General features: G+C 70.0%; 19 protein-coding genes. 3 read left to right on the top strand and 16 right to left on the bottom strand.

Annotation, left to right across the window (positions count from 1 at the left end; genetic code table 11):
• Position 1: 1 nt before the first annotated feature.
• From DAA40_RS13910 to DAA40_RS13900, 3 genes are all read right to left on the bottom strand, one after another.
• The gene (locus tag DAA40_RS13910; RefSeq protein ID WP_106850341.1) at positions 2-763 is read right to left on the bottom strand and encodes an alpha/beta hydrolase; all 762 of its coding nucleotides are present in this window, start codon (positions 761-763) and stop codon (positions 2-4) included.
• Between the two features lie 82 nt (positions 764-845).
• Positions 846-1,658 carry an ABC transporter permease gene (locus DAA40_RS13905; RefSeq protein ID WP_199849797.1) on the bottom strand — a complete coding sequence of 271 codons (813 nt, stop codon included), beginning with the start codon at positions 1,656-1,658 and terminating at the stop codon, positions 846-848.
• Between the two features lie 17 nt (positions 1,659-1,675).
• On the bottom strand, positions 1,676-2,626 hold the full coding sequence (locus DAA40_RS13900; RefSeq protein ID WP_106850339.1) for an ABC transporter ATP-binding protein: 951 nt from the start codon (positions 2,624-2,626) through the stop codon (positions 1,676-1,678).
• A 90-nt stretch (positions 2,627-2,716) separates the two neighbouring features.
• Between DAA40_RS13900 and DAA40_RS13895 the strand changes: the two genes are divergently transcribed.
• Positions 2,717-3,397 (top strand): TetR/AcrR family transcriptional regulator, encoded by a 681-nt coding sequence (locus DAA40_RS13895; RefSeq protein WP_106850338.1) that lies wholly within the window; start codon positions 2,717-2,719, stop codon positions 3,395-3,397.
• Positions 3,398-3,464: 67 nt separating this feature from the next.
• Here the strand turns inward: DAA40_RS13895 and DAA40_RS13890 are convergent, their stop codons facing one another.
• A complete protein-coding gene (locus DAA40_RS13890) occupies positions 3,465-4,706 on the bottom strand; it encodes an aspartate aminotransferase family protein (protein WP_106850337.1) in 1,242 nt (413 codons plus the stop codon).
• Between the two features lie 76 nt (positions 4,707-4,782).
• A complete protein-coding gene (locus DAA40_RS13885; protein ID WP_106850336.1) occupies positions 4,783-5,856 on the bottom strand; it encodes a hypothetical protein in 1,074 nt (357 codons plus the stop codon).
• A gap of 68 nt (positions 5,857-5,924) precedes the next feature.
• Here DAA40_RS13885 and DAA40_RS13880 point away from each other — a divergent pair, with 68 nt between their 5' ends.
• Positions 5,925-6,707 (top strand): deoxyribonuclease IV, encoded by a 783-nt coding sequence (locus DAA40_RS13880; RefSeq protein ID WP_234356390.1) that lies wholly within the window; start codon positions 5,925-5,927, stop codon positions 6,705-6,707.
• A gap of 32 nt (positions 6,708-6,739) precedes the next feature.
• On the opposite strand, the gene DAA40_RS13875 is transcribed toward DAA40_RS13880, so the two are convergent.
• Positions 6,740-7,759: a YafY family protein gene (locus tag DAA40_RS13875; RefSeq protein ID WP_106850335.1), complete on the bottom strand. Its 1,020-nt coding sequence runs from the start codon at positions 7,757-7,759 to the stop codon at positions 6,740-6,742.
• 121 nt (positions 7,760-7,880) lie between these two features.
• Between DAA40_RS13875 and DAA40_RS13870 the strand changes: the two genes are divergently transcribed.
• A complete protein-coding gene (locus tag DAA40_RS13870) occupies positions 7,881-8,276 on the top strand; it encodes a RidA family protein (RefSeq protein WP_106850334.1) in 396 nt (131 codons plus the stop codon).
• Position 8,277: 1 nt separating this feature from the next.
• Here the strand turns inward: DAA40_RS13870 and DAA40_RS13865 are convergent, their stop codons facing one another.
• The 10 genes from DAA40_RS13865 to DAA40_RS13820 form a co-directional block, all read right to left on the bottom strand.
• On the bottom strand, positions 8,278-9,888 hold the full coding sequence (locus tag DAA40_RS13865) for a glycosyltransferase family 87 protein (protein ID WP_158716451.1): 1,611 nt from the start codon (positions 9,886-9,888) through the stop codon (positions 8,278-8,280).
• 89 nt (positions 9,889-9,977) lie between these two features.
• Positions 9,978-12,305: a transglycosylase domain-containing protein gene (locus DAA40_RS13860; RefSeq protein WP_234356389.1), complete on the bottom strand. Its 2,328-nt coding sequence runs from the start codon at positions 12,303-12,305 to the stop codon at positions 9,978-9,980.
• A gap of 154 nt (positions 12,306-12,459) precedes the next feature.
• On the bottom strand, positions 12,460-12,891 hold the full coding sequence (locus DAA40_RS13855; protein WP_106850332.1) for a DUF5318 family protein: 432 nt from the start codon (positions 12,889-12,891) through the stop codon (positions 12,460-12,462).
• Positions 12,892-13,033: 142 nt separating this feature from the next.
• Positions 13,034-13,294, bottom strand: coding sequence for a hypothetical protein (locus DAA40_RS13850; protein WP_158716450.1), 261 nt, complete (start codon positions 13,292-13,294; stop codon positions 13,034-13,036).
• On the bottom strand, positions 13,291-13,779 hold the full coding sequence (locus tag DAA40_RS13845) for an MFS transporter (protein WP_106850330.1): 489 nt from the start codon (positions 13,777-13,779) through the stop codon (positions 13,291-13,293). The genes DAA40_RS13850 and DAA40_RS13845 overlap by 4 nt, the downstream gene beginning before the upstream one ends.
• 15 nt (positions 13,780-13,794) lie before the next feature.
• Positions 13,795-17,061, bottom strand: coding sequence for a S41 family peptidase (locus tag DAA40_RS13840; protein WP_106850329.1), 3,267 nt, complete (start codon positions 17,059-17,061; stop codon positions 13,795-13,797).
• Between the two features lie 33 nt (positions 17,062-17,094).
• Positions 17,095-17,622, bottom strand: coding sequence for a helix-turn-helix transcriptional regulator (locus DAA40_RS13835; protein ID WP_199849795.1), 528 nt, complete (start codon positions 17,620-17,622; stop codon positions 17,095-17,097).
• 130 nt (positions 17,623-17,752) lie between these two features.
• Entirely contained in the window at positions 17,753-18,526 is a 774-nt protein-coding gene (locus DAA40_RS13830) for an SDR family oxidoreductase (protein ID WP_106850327.1), read from the bottom strand.
• Positions 18,527-18,765: 239 nt separating this feature from the next.
• Positions 18,766-19,941 (bottom strand): aminotransferase class I/II-fold pyridoxal phosphate-dependent enzyme, encoded by a 1,176-nt coding sequence (locus DAA40_RS13825; protein WP_106850326.1) that lies wholly within the window; start codon positions 19,939-19,941, stop codon positions 18,766-18,768.
• 87 nt (positions 19,942-20,028) lie between these two features.
• Positions 20,029-20,850 carry a CoA ester lyase gene (locus DAA40_RS13820; RefSeq protein WP_106850325.1) on the bottom strand — a complete coding sequence of 274 codons (822 nt, stop codon included), beginning with the start codon at positions 20,848-20,850 and terminating at the stop codon, positions 20,029-20,031.
• Positions 20,851-20,884 lie beyond the last annotated feature (34 nt).

The raw sequence follows: 20,884 nt of genomic DNA, 5'->3' as shown, positions 1-20,884 counted from the left end.
TTCAGTTCCTCTCCGCGTCGTAGTGGCGGACCTCTGCATCGAGCAGCTCGACGGTCGCGTCGATGGCCGAGACCATCGGCCAATGGCCGCTGACGATGTGCCTACGCCGCCATCGGCCGGCAGCCTTGGCCACCGGCGGAGCCGCCTTCCAGGCCTCCGCGAGGCCACCGCGCAGCGTGAGGGCGACGTACGTCGAGGGCTGCTCGCGTACCGGCGCCGACAGGTCGGCGGGGTCGAGGATACTCAGTCCGGGATGCGGGGTGAACTTCGAGGCGAGCGAGTCGCGGTCGCTTGGCGCCATGTCAGTCTCGTGATCGAGCATCGGGCGGGCCGGTGCGCGCCAGAGACCGCCCGCTGCTTCGATGTCAGCACGTTCCTGCGCGCGCGCATCTGCTGAGTCGCCCCAGTCGTCGAGCAACGAACGCCCGGAGGTCGGCACGAACGCGCCGACGTGAACAAGGCCGATCACCTGGTCGCCGATTCGGTCCGCGGCAGATGCCGTGACCATCCCGGAGTACGAGTGCGAGATGAGGACGACCGGCCGCGGTCTGTGGCTTCTGACGTGCCCGATGAGTTGCTGGACGTGGTCCTCCAGGCGGATGGCGGCGATGTCCGCATCGGTCTCACCGGGCTCGAGCCCCCGCAGAGTGATCGTCTCGGCGTCGATCCCTCGGTCGCGCAGACGCTCGGCGGCCGGCTCCCAGATCCAGCCTCCCATCCACGCTCCGGGCACGAGGACGGCCTTCGCCGTGGGTGCGTTCATGGTGGTCTCCCAACCGGTCGTGTTTCACGATCAGTTGGAAGTACATCACGACTAGTTGCAAAACACAAGCAGTTGCTCGGGGCTAGGCGCGGCGGGTGAGGGCGCGCAGGGTGATCACTAGACCCGCCACGGTCCACAACGCCAGCACGAGCAGGTCCTGACCGGTCGCGGCATAGGCATCGGAGGCGAGCCCGGCGCGAATGAGGTCGGCACCCGGCCGAGCGGGCAGGACGTCGTGCAGCGCCTGGAACCAGGTAGGCAGCTGAGACTCCGGGAAGGTGATCGGCGAGAAGAGCATCACGAAGAAGATCAGCACCTGGGTCAGCAGCTGGGCCAGCATCGGCGGGAGCGAGACCGCGATGGCATAGCCGACGGCGGTGGCCATCAGCGTGACCAGCACTGCGGCCGCGACCAACAGCGGCCAGTCGAAGGAGAAGGCCAGATCGAAGCGCAGCCGCGCTACCAGCACCGCGACTGCCACGCTCGGCAGGGCGACCAGCACCCAGACCGTCAGGTCGGCCACCAGCAGAAGCCCTCGCGCGACCGGCAATGAGCGCAGGTATTCGAAGGTGCCGTTGGTGCGCGCGGTCGCCACCGCCTGCGGCACCATCACGAGCCCTACCGTCAGCAGCAGGACGGTCGGCGCACCGGTCGCGAGGAACAGCGCGGTCTCGGGCTCGATACCCGGAATCAGGAACCCGAACCCGACGATGATTCCGGCCGCGATCAGCGACTGGACGACGATCACCAGCGGAAGCATCGGGCCGACCTGGGCGAGGTTCCAGCGCAGCAGCGTGGCGTAGCTGCGCCACGGTGCAGATCGCAGCATTGGGTGCGCGCCGGACGAACGACGGGCCTCGGATGCGCCGGGTGAGAGCGTTGCGGACTCAGGCATCATGACTCCTCGGGTGATCAGGTAGCGGCGTGGTCACTGGTGAGTGCGAGGTAGGCATCCTCGAGCGTCGCCGGCGTGAGCGAGTAGCCCTCGACCATGGAGCGGTCGCGCAGGCGGCCCGCCCACGCCACGGCAGCACCCGCGTCGTCGTCCGGCAGGTTCAGCAGCAGGCGGCGCCCCGCGCGCACGCAGCGGTACGGCGTCACGGGAAGCTCGGCCTCGAGGTCGCGCACAGCCGCGCCAGCGCTCAGATGCAGCTCCAGACGCAGCGCGGTATCGCCGCCCCGCAGCTGCGCCGGCGTACCGGCGGCCACCACCCGGCCGCGGTCGAGGACGACGAGCTGATCCACGATCCGTTCGGCCTCGATGACGTTGTGCGTGACGAGCAGGACGCCGGCGCCCACGTCAGCGCGGCGCCGGACCGCCTGCCACAGCAACCGGCGGCGCGAGGCGTCCACATCGTTGGTCGGCTCGTCGAGCATCAACAGCGGAGTAGGGGCGGCTAGGGCCATCGCGAACCCGACGAGCCGGCGGATGCCCCCGGAGAGTCCGCGGCCGTCGGGCAACGCCCGGCGATCGAACCACTGACCGATGTCGAGCTCGTCGGCCAGGGCCAGCGCGCGGGCCCTCGCATCGCGCGTCGAGTAGCCGCGCAGTCGGGCAGCGAGCTCGATCGCCACGCGCGGCGTTAGCCCGTCGATCGGCACCTGAGCCTGCGGCTGGAGCGCGACCTGACGGCGAGCAGCGGTCGGATCGGCGACGGCATCCACCGCGCCGATCCGAATCGAGCCGGCGTCCGGCCTCAGCAGACCGACGATCTGCGAGATGAGCGTCGTCTTGCCGGCGCCGTTGTGACCGAGGAGGCCGACGACCTCACCTGAGCGCACCCGCAGGTCGATCCGGTCGTTGGCCAGCACCGCGCCGAAGGAGCGGGTCAAGCCGCGGACGTCGAGCACCTCGCGCATCATCGTCACCTTTCGGATACTTTCGGTATTTGCATACTGACGGTATTCGAATACCAGAAGTATGTCAACGCCCGGCCGTCCTAGGATCGAGGGATGACCGATCTTCCCGACCCAATGTCACGCCGTGATCGCCAACGTCAGACCCGCGACGCGATCGTGTTCGCGGCGCGAGAGGCCTTCGCCGAAGGCGGCTACCACGCCGCCAATCTCGAGGCGATCGCCCGCCGGGCCGGCTTCTCCAAGGGCGCGGTCTACTCCAACTTCGCCGGCAAGGCGGAGCTCTTCCTGGCGGTCATCGACGCCAACATCGAGCAGAGCCTGGCCCAAGGCGGCTGGGATGTGTTCGAGACGCCCGACGAGTGGAACTCGGAGGATCCGCGGATTCGCGACGCGATCCGCGGTTTCGCGCTCGCCACGCTCGAGTTCATCGCGGTCGCCGCGCGTGACGCCAAGCTCTCGGAGGCGATGGCGGCGCGGATGAACGTACTCGTCGCAACCTACGCCGGGGTCGTGGAGGCCTCCCGGGTGCAGGACGACGACCTCACTTCCGAGCAGCTCGGCGCGCTTCTCGCCGCCCTCGACCAGGGTGCCGCCGCGTTGTCGCTCGCCGGCAGCCACGCCATCGACCAGTCGCTGCTTCGGGCTGGCATGCTTCGCCTGCTCGACCCGTCGCAGGCGGGCGAGCCCGAGCGCGGTGACGGCGAGTCGGCCCTGCACGACCGCGTCATCCGGGCGCGGGTCGCGGCGGCGCTGCGCGAGGCCTACCGCGAGTAGTCATGGCTGCCCGCCTTGACCTCGTTGCCGATGACGCGCTCAGCGGGTCATCGGTAACACGATCGGGTCATACGGCGTCCAGCGCGCGGCGGGTGGCGTCGATCAGCCAGCCGACCTCGTCGTCCGTCATCACGAATGGCGGCGAGTACTGCATGCCGCGGGCATCGGAGCCGATCCGGCGGCTGAGCACGCCCTCGCGCTGCAGCGCAGCGTAGAAGCGCGCGGCGCCGTCCGCGTCGTGGCTGACGACGCTACCGATCAGGCCGGCGCCCGCGCGGATCTCGGCCACATTCCGGTGGTCAGCCAGCGAGCGCAGCCCGTCGGCCAGCAGCGGCTCCAGGTGCTTGACGCGATCGAGCAGCCCGTCCTGCTCGATGATGTCGAGGTTGGCGATCGCAGCAGCCGCGCAGGTCGCATGGCCGGAGTAGGTCATACCGTGCTTGAAGACGAGGTCGGAGCCATCGGCCCAGAACGGCTCAGCGACCTTCGGGGAGATGATGACGCCGCCGACCGGAAGGTATCCGCTGGTGACGCCCTTGGCGAAGGTGATCATGTCCGGATCGAGGCTCCAGCGCTGCGAGGCGAACCACTCGCCGGTGCGCCCGAACCCGGTAATGACCTCGTCAGCGACGAACAGGATGCCGTGCTGCCGGCATAGCTCGCGGACCTGCCGGAGGTAGTCCTCCCCCGGGAAGATCGCCCCGCCGGCGCCGATGACGGGCTCGCAGAAGAATGCCGCGACGAGCTCCGGGCCGGCATTCATGATGACCTTCTCGACGTCGTCGAAGTCCGTCGCGGAGGCCCGTAGGACGTCGGGTACGAGATCGCCGTACCCCTCACGCATCGGCGGCATCCAGCCCAGCGACGTACCGAATCCGTGCAGACCGTGGTAGGCGTGCTCGCGGCTGACCAGGATGCGGCGGTGCGGTTCGCCGGTGGCGGTGAAATAGCGGCGCGCGAGCTTGGCGGCGGTGTCGATGGCATCGCTGCCGCCCGAGCCGAGGAACACCTTCGCGCCGTCACCGAGCGGGGCGAGGCCGACGATCCGGTCGGTCAGCTGCTTGGTGACCGGGGTGACGAAGTTCCCGAAAGCGTGGAAGGCCTCGAGCTGCTGCATCTGCTTGACGACGGCGTCCGTGACTCGCTGGTCACCGTGCCCGATGTTCGCGTACCACAGACCCGCGCCGGCGTCGAACAACTTGCGGCCGTCGTCGCTGTAGACCCAGCTGCCCTCGCCGCGGGTGAGGACGAGCTCGTCGTCCTTGACCACGGACATCTGTCCTTGCGGATGCCAGAAGGAAGTCGCCATCCCCCGATCCTGCCGTGATCAGCCTGATTTCGGAATGTACCGCTCGCTCAGCGAGCGGTACATTCCAAGATCGGGGTTACTGGCCGGCCCACCTCAGGGTGACCTGGCCGCCCAGGGGGACCTGCAGTTCGGCCGTGCCGTCCTCGCGCACGGTGAGCGCATAGCCGGAGACATTGGCCTGCCCGCCGCGCTCGCCGGCCTCCGGATCGGCGGCGTGAATCGCATCGCCACCGTAGACAGCCGACCCACCACCGGGATGAGCCAGATCGCGCTGCCCGTTCTCGCTACTGGCCACGGCGTCCGGCTCGGACGGCTCGCCCGGCTCCGCCGGTGGCGCGGGCTCGGAAATCGCCGGCTGCGGCGCGGAGGGCGTGGCCATGACCGGCTCGTGGGCCGCAGACTCCTCGTCTGGACGCGCATGACGACCGGAGTCCGGGACGTTCGTCGATCCCGCCACACTCGCGCCAGTTTCCGGGCTCTGCCCCGGCATCAGGCTCGGCTCCGGGCTGGGCTCGGCCGCGGGGGTGGTCGCGAGATCGGCCGCCCGCGCGTCGTCCACGCTGTGCCCGCCCTGATCGGGTGTCGCATCCGCGCGATCGGGCGCCTCACCGCTGCCGACGAACCCCGCCAGCGCACCCGACTCGCCATCCTGGCCCGCCGACTCCTCGGCGCTCGTCTCGCTTTCCGGCGAATCCGCCGCCCGGTCGGCCTCCGGGCCCGCGTCACGGGCGGGAGCCTGGCCAGGCTCGGGGACTCCACCGGGCATTGCCGGGGCGAGAACCGTCCCCGAGCTGTCAGGTGCCCCGCCTTCGGCGCTCAACGAGCTCGGCGCAGCCTCGAAGTCCGCATCGCTCAGCGGCAGCCCCTCCTTGACCGTTGCAGCCGGTTCTCCCCACTGCGCGCTGTGCGCGTCGTAGCGCTGCGAGACACCGCACTCGGCGTAGTAGGTCTGGCCGTCCTTGCGGTACGGCGCAATGCCGAACACGCTGTTCCAGGCCGGCACCGGTCCGTCGTATGAGACCATCCAGTCGTCGCTGGTGAAGTAGAACTTCTCGGGCCGGATGTCCTTGCGCTCCAGCTCATCGAGCACCATCTGCTGAATGCGCGGATCCGAGTATCGGCCCTGCGGCGGCAGGCTCGAAGGGTTCACGTCTCACTCCTAGGTCATGGGCTCTGCTACGCACTCACCCTGTCAGCGATGGCCCGTACAGTCGAGGGGTGAGCACTTCAGAGATTAAGGTCGGCGCACACGTCCGCGACGCCGACCCCCTGGTGACCGCCGCCGAGCTCGAGGCCGACGTGGTCCAGTTCTTCCTCGCCGACCCGCAGAAGTGGCACAAGCCCAAGCCGCGGCCGGACGCCGAGGAGCTGCGGGGCTCCGCGGTTCAGGTGTTCATTCACGCGCCGTACATCGTCAACGTGGCCTCGACCAACAACCGGATCCGGATCCCGAGCCGCAAGATCATGCGCGAGCACGCCACCGCCGCCGAGACCGTCGGCGCACGCGGACTGATCGTGCACGGCGGACATGTCACCAAGGACGACGACCCGGCCGCCGGTGCTGACAACTGGCGCAAGGCCTTCGCCGAGGCCCACGAAAAGTACGGCGGCTTCGACACACCGATCCTGATCGAGAACACCGCCGGCGGCGATCACTCGATGGCGCGGCGCCTCGACGCGCTGGCCCGGTTGTGGGACGCGGTCGGCGACTACAACCCAGGATTCTGCCTCGATACCTGCCACGCGCACGCGGGCGGCATCGACCTGGTCACGGCGGTCGAGAAGGTCAAGGCGATCACCGGACGAATCGATCTCGTGCACTGCAACGACTCGCGAGACGAGTTCGACTCCGGTCGCGACCGGCACGCCACGATCGGCACGGGCAAGATCGACCCGAAGCTGCTGCAGGAGGTCGTCCTCGCGGCGGGTGCGCCCGTGGTCGTCGAGACACCGGGTGAGGGGCAGGCCGACGACATCGCCTTCCTCCGCGCGGCCCTGTAGCACCCGGCGGGCGCCATCGACGTCCCGCGCTGTCACGAGCCGGGGCGGCCGACGTCCGGCGCGTGGTCGTCGGCGAGACCGGGGCCGGCGTCACGGTAACGATCGGCGACGAGCGCGGCGCGTTCTCGCAGCGCCTCGCGCAGCCCGGGTGGACCGATCACCTCGGCGTCCGGACCGAGCTGCCAGATGGCCCAGACGGCGTGCCGGTGGTCCTGGAAGGCGACATCGAGCCGCAGCCACCCGCCCGGTTCTCGCGATTCGGAACGCACCCCCTCGGCGACGCCGAGGATCTGCTCCCGCACGGTGTCGCGCACCCGGACCGTGACGCCCAGGTGGTTCTCCGAGAGGAACTGCGCGCACCGGTGCTGCCAGACCCGATCCAGATCGACCTGGGCGGGCCGGTACGCCGGTTCGGTGAGCGCCTCGGCGGCGTGGATTCGCGACAGCCGGTAGGTGCGGTCCGCGCCGTCACGGACGGCGACGAGATAACCGGTGTCGCGGACGGCGACCAGTCCGACGGGATCCACGACCCGCCATCGCGGCTGCTCGCCTGCCGCGGCATAGCTGATCCGCAGCCGGTGGCCGCCGAGGACGGCGCGCCGGACCTCCGTCATCGCGTCGTCGGAGATCTCCGGGGGCGCGACCGGTCGCGAGAGCAGATCGGTGCGCGGTTCGAGCAGCAACCTGGACGTCGCCGTCCCGGCCGCGGCTCGCTGGCTCTCGGGGAGCGCATCGAAGACCTTCCGCATCGCCGAAGCGAGCGCTGGTCCGAGCCCGAAGGTCTTTCCTTCTCGTCCGGAACCGACCGCCAGCAGCGCCACCGCCTCGTCATGGTTCAACCCGGTCAGCTCGGTGCGAAACCCCGGCAGCAGCGCGTACCCGCCGTAGCGACCCCGTTCGGCGTACACCGGGACCCCTGCGGTGGAGAGCGCCTCGATGTCGCGAAGCACCGTTCGCGTGGACACCTCGAGCTCCTGCGCGAGCGCCTCGGCAGTCATCCGCCCGCGCTGGCGCAGCAGCAGCACCAGCGACACCAGCCTGTCCGCGCGCATGTCCCTACGTTATTGGCCATACCTGACACAGGGTGGCGTGATTTGCCTGGATGGTCGACCGCGGGCGCCACTAGGAGCGCCTCGATTCCGGCAACCGGGCCGGCCGACGACAGGAGACGTAGTGGAACGAGTTGCTTTGAACCCGGTGACATGGTCGATCGAGATGGGCTTCAACCAGGGCGAGGTGGTCTCCGGGCACACCCGCACGGTGTTCGTGTCCGGCCAGACGGCGACCGGTGCGGACGGCGCACCGCGGCATGCGGGCGACATCGGTGCGCAGCTCGCGCTCAGCCTCGACAACGTCGAGGCGGTGCTGGGTGAGGCGGGCATGACACTGACGAACGTCGTCCGCCTCAATGTCTACACCACGGACGTCGACGCGCTGTTACCTCAGTACGGCGTCCTGGCGGGTCGGCTCGCGGCCGCCGAGGTCGCCCCCGTGACGACGATGCTCGGCGTGACGCGGCTGGCGATCCCCGGCCAGCTGGTCGAGCTCGAGGCGACTGCCGTGGCCTGAGTCAAGCCGCCGGCGCGTCGGCCTCTGCGGTGTGCGCTGGGGCCGGCGGGCCGGGGGGCCTGGGCGCGGCGCCGCGGCGTCCGATCGGCAGCACGAACCGGTCCGGGGCATGGTCGAACTCCCCGCCCGAGGGGTCGTCCTGACCCACCGCCCGGACTCGGTCATGCTCCGGGAACAGGATGTCGCGGACGACGAGCACCATCATCGCGATCACGAACGCCGAGCGCAGCATCACGAACAGCGCCACCCACTCGTAGTCGACGCCGGACTGCAGCTGCGTGTCCGCCCCTGGCTCGAGCCCCTGGTTGTGGAAGTAGATGTCGCGCTGCACAAACCAGTTCATGACGCAGATCCACACGAAGGTCTCAGCGACCTCCCACCCGATGATGATCCGCCACCGCGGCAGCGCTAGGGCCATCAGCGGCAGCAGCCAGATAGAGAACTGCGAGCTCCACACCTTGTTGGTCAGCAGGAAGGCCGCGACGATCAGGAACACGAGCTGGGCCACGCGCGGCCGGTGCGGCGCGGCCAGCGTCAAAATGGCGATCCCGAGGCAGCAGAGCGCCATCGCGACGAACACCCAGAGGTTGATGGTGCTGGCCGGCAGCTGGTCGGCCTCGTAGCTGCCGCGACCGAACTCGAACTGCGGCGCGCTGGAGAGGGTCCGCTCGACGATCTGCCACAGGGTGGCGTAGTCGGACTGGCGCTCCCGGTTCAGGTCCAGGAACACTCGCCAGCCCGCCCACGCCCCGAGCATCACCGGTACGTTGACCACCGCCCACCCGCCGACGGCGCCGGCGAGGGTGTTCAGGAAGCCGCGCCAGCGCATCGTGCGGATCGCCAGCACCAGCAGCGCGCCGAGCATCAGGAAGGGATAGAGCTTGGCCGCCGTCCCGAGCCCGATCAGCACGCCGGCCAGCACGGTGCGCTCCCGCGACCAGGCGAACAGCGCAGCCGCGAGGAAGGCCATCGCGAACAGGTCCCAGTTCGTGAAGGCGTGGACGACGACGATCGGTGCGAGGGCCACGATCGCGCCGTCCCACACCCGCCGTCCGGCGGTGCGGGCGGTGAAGTAGACGACCGCGAAATAGCACAGCGACAGCAGCAGGCAGGTCACCGCGAAGTAACCGGCCCACCCGTTGACCTCGCCGTGCACCAGATCGATCACCCAGTCAGCAGGCGCGGCGAGGGCGTTGGCGAAGTACATGAAGAAGCCGGTGAGCACCGGATACTCGACGCGGCCGAAGTAGTAGTTCTGGTCGCCGGGCGCGAGCGAGGGGTCCATGCTGAAGTACGGGACGGCGCCGTCCGCGATGCCCTCGATGCCGCGCAGCGGGATGGTGTCCGAGTAGCACAGGTGCGTGTACTGCATCCCGTCCACCCACGGGTTGAAGGCGCATGAGCGCTGCTTGAGCCAAGCCAGGGTCAAGGAGATGGTGGCCAGCAGGAACAGCACCCGCATGGGAGTCCAGAACCGCTGCTGCCCGGTACGCGCATGACGACCCCACGGCCCGCCGACCACGCGGGCGCCGGCCCGTCCGACGGCGCTGGTCCAGCTCGGGATGACGCGCTGCGCGGGGTCGTCGTAGCGGTACGGCGTCCTCGAGCCCACTCGCCCTCCTCGCAGCGTCACGGGTGGGCCCATGCCCACTGTCCGCGGACCAGGCTACTCGGGGAGTCCGCTGGCGCTGGTGGCCGCTGTCAGCCGGTCGGCTGCGGCGGCCCGGGCGCCGGGGGGTTCGGGCTCGGCGGAGGTGCAGTGGTGGGCTGCGGAGCGGTCGTCGGCTGCGTCGCCGGCGGCTGGGTCGTCGCCGGTGGCTGGGTGGTCGTCGGCGGCGGCTCCGTGGTCGGCGGGGCCTCCGTGGTGGGCGGGGCCTCCGTGGTGGGCGGGGCCTCCGTCGTCTTCGGCGCGGTCTTGGTGGGCGACGGCTTCTTCTTCGTGCCGGTGCTGCCGGTGTTCTTCGCGGTGCCCTTGATCAGCGCGGAGCTGGGCATCTTCATGATCTCGGCGTCCGCGAGCGCGGTGTTCATGTACTGCTGCCAGATCTTGCCCGGCACGCCGGCGCCGAAGATGGTGCGGCCCTGGGCGTTGACGATCGGCTCGGAGGACTCGGTGCCGATCCAGACCGCGGTCGAGAGCTGGGGCGTGTACCCGACCATCCATGCGTCCTTGGCCCCGGTGTCGCCGAGCTGCACCGTCCCGGTCTTGGCCGCGCTCGGACGACCCTTGGCAAGGGGGTCGTTGGAGTACGACGCGACGTCGCGCAGACCGAACGAGACGTCGTTGGCGACCTCGTGCGAGAAGCGACGATCGTCGGTGGTCTGGTGCTCGTACAGCACGTTGCCCTGCGCGTCGGTCACCTTCTGCACCATGTACGGCGCGCGGTAGATGCCGTCGGCGGCGAAGGTCGCGTAGGCCGAGGCCATGTCGCGCACCGTCACCTCGTAGAGCCCGATGCCGATAGCCGAGGCGACCTGGCCGTTCTGCTCTTGCAACGTCGGTTCCCCGGTGTCGAGCCGCTTGGAGCCGACGCCGGCGCGGTGCGCAGCCTCGGCGACCTTCTCGGGGCCGAGGTCGTAGGCCAGCCCGTAGAAGGTGGTGTTGTACGAGCGGGTGATCGACTCCTTGATCGAGCACGATCCGCATCCGCCGCCCCCGGAGTTGCGTACTGGCTGCTTGCGGTCCGGGAAGGTCATCGGTGACGACCCGGCGCGGTTGGTGTACACCGAGAAGCCGTTCTCGAGCGCGGCGGCGAGCACGAAGGTCTTGAACGACGAACCGGGCTGGCGGTATCCGCGCCCGGCGAAGTCGAACCCCGTGCCTTGCGCGTTGCCGTAGTAGGCCCGGATGGCGCCAGTGGTGGGGTCGACCGACACCAGTCCGGGAACGAGGTTCTCCGGTTCGCCCTCGAGCTGGTCCTGGACGGCCTGGACGGCGGCGTCCTGCGATGCCTTCGGGATCGTCGTGGTGACGCGCAGACCGCCGGAGTTGACCTGCTCCTCGTCGAAGCCGAGAGTGGCCAGCTCCTCCTTCACCCGGTTCACGATGACGCCTTCGGGACCGTTGATCTGGTTCAGCGGGCCGGGGCCGATCGGCAGCACCTGCGGGTACTGGGCAGCCTGGCGCTGTTCCTCGGTGAGCCAGTCGCTCTGCACCATGCCGTTGAGCACGTAGTCCCATCGGGCCTTGGCGGCCTCGGGGTGGTTCTGTGGGTCGTACCCGGCCGGGCTGCGGATGCTGGAGGCGAGGACGGCGGCCTCCTCTACGGTGAGCTGCTCGACGGGCTTGCCGAAGTACACCTCGGACGCCGCCTCGATGCCGTACGCGCCGCGGCCGAAGTAGATGGTGTTCAGGTAGAACTCGAGGATCTCGTCCTTGCTGTAGTCGCGCTCGAGCTTGATCGCGATGATCAGCTCCTTGAACTTGCGGGAGATCGTCTTCTCGTCCGTCAGATAGGTCTTCTTCACGTACTGCTGGGTGATCGTGGAGCCACCCTGCGTGGTGCCCTCGGTGAAGTTCGTCCAGGCCGCGCGGGCGATGCCGCTGGGCGAGAAGCCCGGGTCGGAGTAGAACGTGCGGTTCTCGGCGGCGAGCACAGCCTGCCGAACGTGCTCAGGCACCCGCTCAAGGTCGACGATCGTACGGTTCTCGGCGCCGATCCGCGCCATCTCCTCGCCGCCGCCGTAGTAGATGGTGGAGTACTGCGCGACCTGGACGTCCTCGGGCCGCGGGACGTTCGTGGTCTGGAACGCGTAGCCGAGGACGCCGGAGCCGACGAACGCCAGCACCGTGACGAGGATGGCCGCGGCCCGGAAGATCCGCCGGCGGCGGCTGGCCGCGGGCGCCGTCCGCTCGTCGCGGGCGGAACGTGTGCCGGGCTTCTTCGCGCGGTTCAGGCCCAGCGAGGAGGCCGCTGTCAGGCTCGAGCCGCGGCCGCGCTGACGCCGCCGGATCGGCCTGATGACATCGGCCGACTCGTTCTCGGTCTCGGGTGACTGGAGGGGATCCGACTGCGATCCGTCTGGCACGGTCTGCTCCGCAACTGCTGGGAAGAAGGGCACACGGGAATGACCCGCGTCCGACCAGTGTGCCGGATTTCAGGCAAACGAGGCATGAAGTCACTCACTGGGGCGCGTGAGCCGCACCGCATTCCCGCAGCGCAGATGCGGTGCGCGGGCCTGGTCAGAGGTCGTTGAGGTCGACCGCCACATCGGGTGGGGCAGGGCCGCGGCGCCGCTTGCGGGTCCGGGGCGGCAGCTCGATCCCGGTCACGAAGGACTCGAGCAGATGGTTCCAGCCACAGCCTCGGCACACCTCGACGACGTACACGCTGAACTCGCTGGTGATCGGCGCCATCTCCATGATCTGCCGGGCTGTCTTGGCCTGCCCGGAGCCGATCTTCCAGCGGTCGCCGAAGACGTAGTGGACCAGGTCGACCCTGTGCCGCCCGCACACCGGGCAGTCCCGGTCGGTGGGGTCTCCGTGGTAGGCGGCGGCCTGTTTCAGGTAGGCCTGGGCGTCGCAGACCTCGTCGCGGGTACGACGTCCCTCAGCGAGCTCGCGCAGGACCGCGCGCCGCTGGAAGGTGTAGTCGATGAACCCCCGTTGCTGCACGCCGTACAGGGTATGCGTCCGGCGCGGCGCTGGCTTGCCGCCGCTGGAAGACCACGCAGATCCGGGGGTCAAAGTACACAGTGCACTCCGGGTGGCGGATCCTCGTGGTTTTCACCCGGGTGCCGGGTTCTCGTAGTTTCGGTCAGGTGTGGGCGGGTCGGCGACGGCCCGCGGTGAGCCGCAGGGCGAGGAGCATCACGGCGACGACGCAGATCGCGGCCGATACACCCCGGAGCGTCTCACCGGCGAGCGGCACCATGAAGGCCGCGACGCTGTACTGCAGGACGCCGTGCAGCGCCGCCGCCGACCCGGCGCGCTCGCCGTGGTGCTCCATCGCGATCGCGATGCCGTTTGGCGAGCCGAGGCCGTGCGAGGCCGGCAGCAGCGCGAATCCCAGGATCACCAGCCAGATCGGCGCTCGGTCCAGGGCGGCGGCGAGCACGAGGACGCCGCCCGCGAGCGCGATCCCACCGATGGACATGCCGAGCCGGGCGTGCGGGGAGAACCACCGTGCCAGCAGCCGGTTGTCCGGTCGCGGATGACGGCCCTGGCGATCACGATCCCGGCGCCGCCGCCGACGCCCTGCAGGAAGCGCGCGACGATCAGCATCCAGATGCTCTGCGAGAGCATGCACAGCAGCGAGAACCCGAAGAAGAACGCCATTCCGACCAGCAGCGGTCGTTTGCGGCCCAGCGCATCGCTCGCGATGCCGCTGACCAGCTGTCCGACGGCCAGGCCGATCATGCAAGCGGTGAGGGTGAGCTGGACCTGGGTCGGGGTGGTGCCGAGTTCCGCGGCGATCTGCGGAAAGGCTGACAGGTAGAGGTCCAGGGCGATCGGCCCGACTGCCGTGAGCGCACCCAGGAGGATGAGCACGGCAGCGGGCATGCGGCCGAGTATCCCCTACGGGAGCGGCGGGGGCTGCTTGGCGGGGGTGGCCGCGAGCTGCGTGATGATCAGGGCGATCGCGCGGTCGAGCTGGACGTCGTTGCCGGCCGCGCGGTCCTGGGGGCTGACCTCGACCTCGATATCGGGCTCGACGCCGTAGTTCTCCACGCTCCAGCCGAAGCGCTCGAACCAGAAGGCATATCGCGGCTGCGTGACCCCGGTTCCGTCGACGAGCTGATAGCGACCGTCGATGCCGACGACACCGCCCCAGGTGCGGGTGCCGACGACCGGGCCGAGCCCGAGTTCGCGGATGGCCGCGGTCACGATGTCGCCGTCCGACCCGGCGTGCATGTCGGTCACCGCGACCATCGGTCCGCGGCGGGCGTCCATCGGGTAGGTGTACGGCTCGAACCCCCGGCTGACGTCCCAGCCCACGACAGTGCGGGCGAGCTTCTCGATGACCAGCTGCGAAGTGTGGCCGCCACGGTTGCCGCGGACGTCGACGATCACCCCCTCCCGGCCGATCTCGGTGCGCAGGTCACGGTGCAGCTGCGCCCAGCCGCCGGAGACCATGTCGGGCACGTGCAGGTACCCGACCTTGCCACCGGTGCGGTGGTGCACGTGCGCGCGGCGATCGCGGACCCACGCCTGATAGCGCAGCGAGAACTCCTCGGCCAGCGGCGTGACGACGACTCGCCGCGGCTTCGACCCGCGAGCGCCCGGCCGGACGACGACCTCGGTCGGCTTGCCCGCGGTACCCACCAGCAGCCGAGCCGGTGACATGGTCTCGCTGACCGCGCGCCCGGCGATCGCGACGATCCTGTCTCCCGGCCGGACGCCGACCCCCGGGCCCATCAGCGGTGAGCGGGCGGCGCGGGCGGAGGACTCTCCCGGCACGATCTCGTCGATCACCCAGTCGCCGTCGCGGTAGGCGATCTCGGCGCCGAGCATCCCCTGGCGGCGTACGGCGGACGCGGTCGCTGGCAGCGGGTCGACGTACGCGTGCGAGGAGCCGAGCTCGCCCTGCAGCTCCCAGAGCAGGTCGATCAGGTCGTCGTGCGAGCCGAGCCGCTCGATCAGCGGCAGGTATTTCTCGTACGCCGCCGGCCAGTCGACGCCGTTCATGTCGGCGCGCCAGAAGTTGTCGCGCATCAGTCGCCAGGCCTCGGCGTACATCTGCCGCCACTGCGCGACGGGGTCGATGGTGACGGTGGAGCGGGTCAGGTCGACTTCGATGCGTTCGGCGGCGTCCTCCTCGACGCGCCGCCCGGCCGGGACGACGCTCAGCGCTCCGTCGTGGAAGACCACCAGCCGTGAGCCGTCCCCGGTGACCTCGACGCTGTCCACGGCATCGAGGATCGTCTCCACCTTCCCGGTGCCCAGGTCGAGGTGGGCGACGGCGGGTCGAGGCGGTTCGCTGGTGAGGTCCTCGCCGAGCTCGCCGCGGGTCGGGTGCACAACCCACACAAGCCCGCCCTGGACGGCGCGTAGCGACGACAGCCGGCCAGCGTCGACCGGGAACGGGACGATGCGCTGCTCGATGCCGTCGGCATCGACCCGGGTGCGCGGGGTCTTGTCGTCGTCCTTCTTCTCCTTGGCCGTGTCGTCGGGGTTCTCGGGCCCGGGCACGCCCTCCTCGCCGTCGAGGGGCCGTCCGTCGACCGCTGCATCGAAGGGCGACGGGGTGTCGGCGGCGAGCGGCACGAGGTAGGGGCGGCAGCCGCCGGGGAAGGATAGGTCGAAGACATAGGAGTCGTAGACCGGGTCGAAGGAGCGGTAGGACAGGAACGCCAGGTGCTTGCCGTCGGTGGTGAAGGTCGGGCTGAAGTCGTTGAATCGAGTCGAGGTGACGTCGAACGGCCCGGCACCCTTCACCCCGACGTTCGCCATCCTGATCCGCGCCATCGAGTCAGCGCGATCGGGTAGCGACCAGGCCAGCCAGGCGGAGTCGGGCGACCACGCGAGGTCACCCAGATCGCCGTTGTTGCTGCGATCGAGCTCCTTCGGGCTGACTGCGCGCGAGACCTTGGCCGGTACGTCGACCGTCAGCAGCCGCCCGTCGTGGCTGGCTATCGCGATGCGTGAGCCGTCCGGGGAGGCGGTCATCTCGACGACGCGACCGAGCCGTCCGGGACGCACCAGCACTCGCGGGGTGGCCCCCACGTCAGCGAGGTCGAGGATCTCCAGCGCGTCGTCGCCGTGCTCGTCGGTGACCCACACCGCCCGCTTCGTCTCGCCGAGCACCATCGGCTGACGGCGCCGTACGCCGGAGCCGTCGGCCAGCACCCGGCTGGCTCCCTGGCGATGCGGCAGGTAGTGCACCGAGCCGCGAGCGCCGACGATCGAGGCGCGTCCGGTGCGGTCGGGGCTGATGAAGTCGATCGTCGAGGCCAGGTCGTGGATCGACGGCTGCAGGCCCGCCCGCGAGCCGGCCAGCCGGACGTCGACCTCAACCGGCGTGGCATCCGCGTCGAGACTGCTCAGCAGGTACAGCGATCCACCGGCGACGTAGACCACCTGCCGCCCGTCGCTGCTGGCGTGCCGGGCGTAGTGCTCCCCGGCCGAGTGGCAGCTCAGCTCGGTCTCGACAACCTTGCCCCGGCGGACCGGTGCCGAGTAGACCTGCGCGACGCCGTCGTGATCCGACAGGAACCCGACGCGGGGCTTGCCGGCGCTGTCCGCGACCAGCAGCGGGCACACCAGGCTGGATTCCAGCTCGCGGAAGATGCGGTCGAAGCGCCCGTCCGCACCGGGCTCGACGCGACCGTCGAACCACAGCTGCGCCGCCGTGCCGCCGCGATAGCGCTTCCAGTACGCCGGCTCGACGGTGGTGGTGGTCGACAGCAGGGCGCCCTTGGCCGCGATGGCGAGATCCGCGACCCAGCCGTACGGCAGGCGCCTCGACGGAGTGCCGTCGACCGGGACGGCGTGCGCGAAGCACCGCGAGCGCTCCGCCTCGCCGACCGTGCTGACGACGAGGACCTCGGTGGGGCTGAGCCAGCCGCGGACGTGGGTGCGGTCCTGACCCCAGTAGGTCAGGCGCCGGGCCGGTCCGCCGTCGACGTCCTTGACGTAGACCTCGCTCGCCCCGTCCCGCAGGACCGTCCAGGCCACCTGGGCGCCGTCGGGCGAGAGGCGGGGCGACCGTGGCTGATCGGCGTCGGCGGTGAGCCGGTGGGCGCGCCCGCCGGTGGCCGGCACGAGCCAGAGGTCGTCCTCGGCGACGACCACGATCCGGTCGTCGGCAATGGTCGGGTAGCGCAGGTAGGCGTCGGTGCTCACGCCCGACGACTCTAATCGCCGGGCGGCGTCGGGCTACTTCTTCTTGCCCTTCTTGCCCTTCTTGTCCTTCTTCTTGTCCTTCTTCTTGCCCTTCTTGCCGTGCTCGTCGTCCTCCTCGGGCACGAGCTCGGGCGTCGCGGGCTGCGGCGTGCCCTGCTCAGCGGGCGGCGGCATCTCGGCGTCCGCCGGCGGCTGGCCCGCCTGCGAGGGCGATCTCTTGGCGGCTCGGCGGGCCGGGGCTGGTTCGGTGGGCGGCTGAGCGACCGCGGCGTCCGGCAGGATGGCGGAAACGGTCTCGCGCAGCTGGGGCGCGAAGCGGTAGTAGACGAACGTGGAGGACTTGTACGTCGTCAGTACCCCGGCCTCGCGGAGCACCCGTAGATGGTGGCTGATCGTGGGCTGCGAGAGCGAGAACTGATCGACGATGTGCCCGGCGCTGACCTGTCCTTCCGGCGATGCGGCGACCAGCGAGACGATCTGCAGTCGCACGGGATTGGCCAATGCCTTGAAGACGACGGCGTCCTTCTCCGCTTGCGCCGCGGACCGTACAACGTTGCTCATAACTGCCATTCCAGCACATGGGCAGTGCTCGTGTCGGGGTTTGTTCTATCAACGACTAAGCGATCATATCGATATATCTAACCGGCGTAAGCCCAGGTCGTGCAGCGCTGGGCGCTGGTGTGACGCGCGTTCAGAGCGTGGTGTGCGCACCGCCGTCGCAGCGCACCGCGCTGCCGGTCACGTACGACGCCGGGTCACTGCAGAGAAAGGCGCCCACCGCGCCGAACTCGCTGGGCTCGCCGTACCGCCCGGCCGGGATCGTGCGGGCGCCGGCCTTGGCGATGTCCTCGACCGACTTGCCGGAGGCCTTCGCGGCCTCGGCATCGAGCGACTTCAGGCGGTCGGTGGCGATGCGGCCGGGCAGCAGCATGTTCACCGTCACGCCGTCCCCGGATACCTCGTTGGCCAGCGCCTTGAGATAGCCGCCGAGCGCCATCCGCCCGATGCTCGACAGCGCCAGGTTGGTGATCGGCGCGATCACTCCGGTGGAGGCGATCGACAGGATCCGGCCCCACCGCTGCTCGCGCATGTGCGGCAGACAGGCCTCGACCAGCGCGTGCTGCACCACCATCAGCGATTCGAATGCCTGATGCAGATCCTCGTTCTGCACGCTGGTCGCGGTTCCCGGGCGCGGCCCAGGGCCGTTGAGCACCAGGATGTCGATCGGGCCGACCGCCTCCCGGGCCTTCTCCAGTAGGTCCATGGCGCCTTCGACGGTCGAGGTGTCTGCCTGGATGCCGACCGACTCCTCGAAGGGTGCAGCGAGCTCCTCGGCCAGCTCGCCCCGGCGTCCGCTGAAGACCACCTTCACACCCTCAGCGGCCAGCGCAGTCGCGGTGGCGGCGCCGAGGCCACCGGTGGAGGCGCAGACGAGCGCAGACTTGCCGGGGATTCCGAGGTCCATGGGGTGCTCCTTCGCATCGGGTAGTCGCCAGCCTAGTGCCCGGCAGGCCGGTGGCCACCGCGCGAGTGCGCGGCGGCCACCGGCTGTTGCGCGATCTGCGGCGACGAAGGCGATGTCCCGTCGGCTCTTCGTCAGCGATCGCCGTCCCTATCCCCAACCGGAGGGTGCAACGAATCCGATAGTGGGGCAGCCGTTGGGAAAAGGTCAAGCCACGCGTTCGTCCACGGCGGGCATGGCGATCAGTGAGCGACGTACGCCGAGAGCCGGTCAAAGCCCTCGACGATGTCCGCCTCGGAACCAGCGAAGGAGAAGCGCACGAACCGACTGCCGTCGAGCTCGGGCGCACCGACGCCGTCCGGGGCGAAGTCGATCCCGGGCGCGATCGCGACTCCGGTCGCGGCCAGCACCTGCTGGCACCAGGCCAGCGAGTCGTCGGTGAGGTGCGAGATGTCGACGTACGCGTAGAAGGCGCCGTCCGGCGCTGTCGCGTCGTGGACGCCGATGCCGGGCAGCCGCGACAGCAGCACCTCCCGGTTGCGCGCGTAGCGGGCGACGTGCGATGCGAGCTCGGCTCGTGCCGAGTCGGAGAACACCCCGAGCGCCGCGGCCTGCGAGATCGCCGGCGGGCAGAGATTCAGGTTGCCCAGCAGCGCCTCGACCGGACGCAGCAGATGATCCGGCAGCAGGGTCCAGCCCAGCCGCCAGCCGGTCATCGAGAAGTACTTGGAGAACGAGCCGACGACCGCCGCCTCGCGACTGGACTTCCAGGCGGTCTGCGCGCTCGTGCCGTAGATGATGCCGTGGTAGATCTCGTCGCTGATCAGCAGGCAGTCGTTGGCCTCGCACCACTGGGCGATCGCGGCGAGGTCGGGGTCCGCCAGGATGGTGCCGGCCGGGTTGGCGGGGCTGGCCAGCACGAGTCCGGCGGGCTTCTCGGGGAGCGCGTCGAGCAGGTCGACAGTCGGCTGAAAACGGGTGTCCGGACCGCAGTCCAGGTCGACCACCTGGCAGCCGAGGCTGTGCAGGGTGTTGCGGTACGCCGGGTAACCGGGCCGAGTGACGACGACCTGGTCGCCCACGTCGAACGCGGCCAGGAAGAGCGCAGTGAAGCCCGCCGACGACCCGGTGGTCAGCAGGACCTGCTCCGGCGCGACCGGGACGCCGTACCAGTCGTCGTAGTGCTGCGCGATCGCTTGACGCAGCTCGAGATTGCCGGCGGTCTCGGTGTAGCCGAGCACCTGGCTGCGCACCGCCTCCTCGGCGAGCTCGCGAGCGCGGGCGGGCGCGCCGGTCGAGGGCTGGCCGACGCACAGCAGGACGACGTCCCCGTGGGTCTGCTGGCGGACGGCGACCGAGCTCAGCACGTCCATCACGTGGAAGGGCGGTGTCTCGCTGCGCGTGGACAGTCTGCTCATTCGCACCACGTTAGGCCTCCTGCCGTACGCCGGTCTGCGGTGGCCCGTCTGCGCGACAGCCGACGGGGCGCCCGGGATCTGACGGGATCAGAAGTTCGCGCGCTGCAGGATCTCGCGGGCCTTCAGCAGCACCGGCCGGTCGACCATCTCACCGTCCACCTGCACCGCCGCGCCCTGCAGATCACCGGCGCCGTCGACGATCTTGTGCGCCCAGGCGATCTCCTCGTCGCCCGGCATGATCGCCCGGTGTACGACGCCGACCTGCGACGGGTGGATGCACAGCTTGCCGCGGAAGCCGAGGTCGAACGCGCGTCGGGTGCGGGCGGTGAGCAGCTCCTCGTTCCGGAAGTCGGGCACCACGCCGTCGATCGGGCCGGGCAGCCCGGCGGCGCGGGAAGCCATCACGAGCGTGCTGCGGGCGTGCAACAGCTCGTCCTCGAGGTCCGAGCGCGCTTCGATGCCGGTGTCGAGGGCATAGTCGAGACTCCCGAAGCACAGCCGGGTGACCCCACGCAGCATCGCCAGGTCGGTGGCGTCGCGGACACCGCGCGCACTTTCGACCAGCAGCAGCAGGGGGACGCCGGCCAGCCGCCTGGCTACCCGGCGGACCTCCTTGAGGTCCTCGGCCTTGGGCAGTATGACGCCGAGGACGCCGCGGCGTCCGGCCACGGCGTCCAGGTCGTCGTCATGCCAGGGGGTGCCGGCCGCGTTGATCCGGATGAGGCCCGGGGTCAGGTCCAGACCCTCCAGCGCGACCTGGCGGGCGCGCGTCTTGTCCTCCGGCGCGACGGCGTCCTCGAGGTCGGCTATGAAGCCGTCCGCCTCGGAGGCCGCCGCCTTCGCGAAGAGCTCGGGCTTGTGGCCGGGGACGAACAGTAGCGTGCGGGCGGTGGCGAGATTGACCGTCATGGTCCCCTCCCTTGGACTCTTAGCACCGTTAACT

Origin of the sequence: Blastococcus sp. Marseille-P5729 (genome assembly GCF_900292035.1) — a bacterium.
Classification (GTDB): domain Bacteria; phylum Actinomycetota; class Actinomycetes; order Mycobacteriales; family Antricoccaceae; genus Cumulibacter.
The sequence above is the reverse complement of the archived record's forward strand: the minus strand, read 5'-3'. Positions and strand labels throughout refer to the sequence as shown.

Excerpts from the sequence above, each read along its gene's own strand:
- DAA40_RS13910 (WP_106850341.1), bottom strand. The coding sequence starts at position 763 with ATGAACGCACCCACGGCGAAGGCCGTCCTCGTGCCCGGAGCGTGGATG.
- DAA40_RS13905 (WP_199849797.1), bottom strand. The coding sequence starts at position 1,658 with ATGCCTGAGTCCGCAACGCTCTCACCCGGCGCATCCGAGGCCCGTCGT.
- DAA40_RS13900 (WP_106850339.1), bottom strand. The coding sequence starts at position 2,626 with ATGATGCGCGAGGTGCTCGACGTCCGCGGCTTGACCCGCTCCTTCGGC.
- DAA40_RS13895 (WP_106850338.1), top strand. The coding sequence starts at position 2,717 with ATGACCGATCTTCCCGACCCAATGTCACGCCGTGATCGCCAACGTCAG.
- DAA40_RS13890 (WP_106850337.1), bottom strand. The coding sequence starts at position 4,706 with ATGGCGACTTCCTTCTGGCATCCGCAAGGACAGATGTCCGTGGTCAAG.
- DAA40_RS13875 (WP_106850335.1), bottom strand. The coding sequence starts at position 7,759 with ATGCGCGCGGACAGGCTGGTGTCGCTGGTGCTGCTGCTGCGCCAGCGC.
- DAA40_RS13845 (WP_106850330.1), bottom strand. The coding sequence starts at position 13,779 with ATGCCCGCTGCCGTGCTCATCCTCCTGGGTGCGCTCACGGCAGTCGGG.
- DAA40_RS13835 (WP_199849795.1), bottom strand. The coding sequence starts at position 17,622 with ATGAGCAACGTTGTACGGTCCGCGGCGCAAGCGGAGAAGGACGCCGTC.
- DAA40_RS13830 (WP_106850327.1), bottom strand. The coding sequence starts at position 18,526 with ATGGACCTCGGAATCCCCGGCAAGTCTGCGCTCGTCTGCGCCTCCACC.
- DAA40_RS13825 (WP_106850326.1), bottom strand. The coding sequence starts at position 19,941 with ATGAGCAGACTGTCCACGCGCAGCGAGACACCGCCCTTCCACGTGATG.
- DAA40_RS13820 (WP_106850325.1), bottom strand. The coding sequence starts at position 20,850 with ATGACGGTCAATCTCGCCACCGCCCGCACGCTACTGTTCGTCCCCGGC.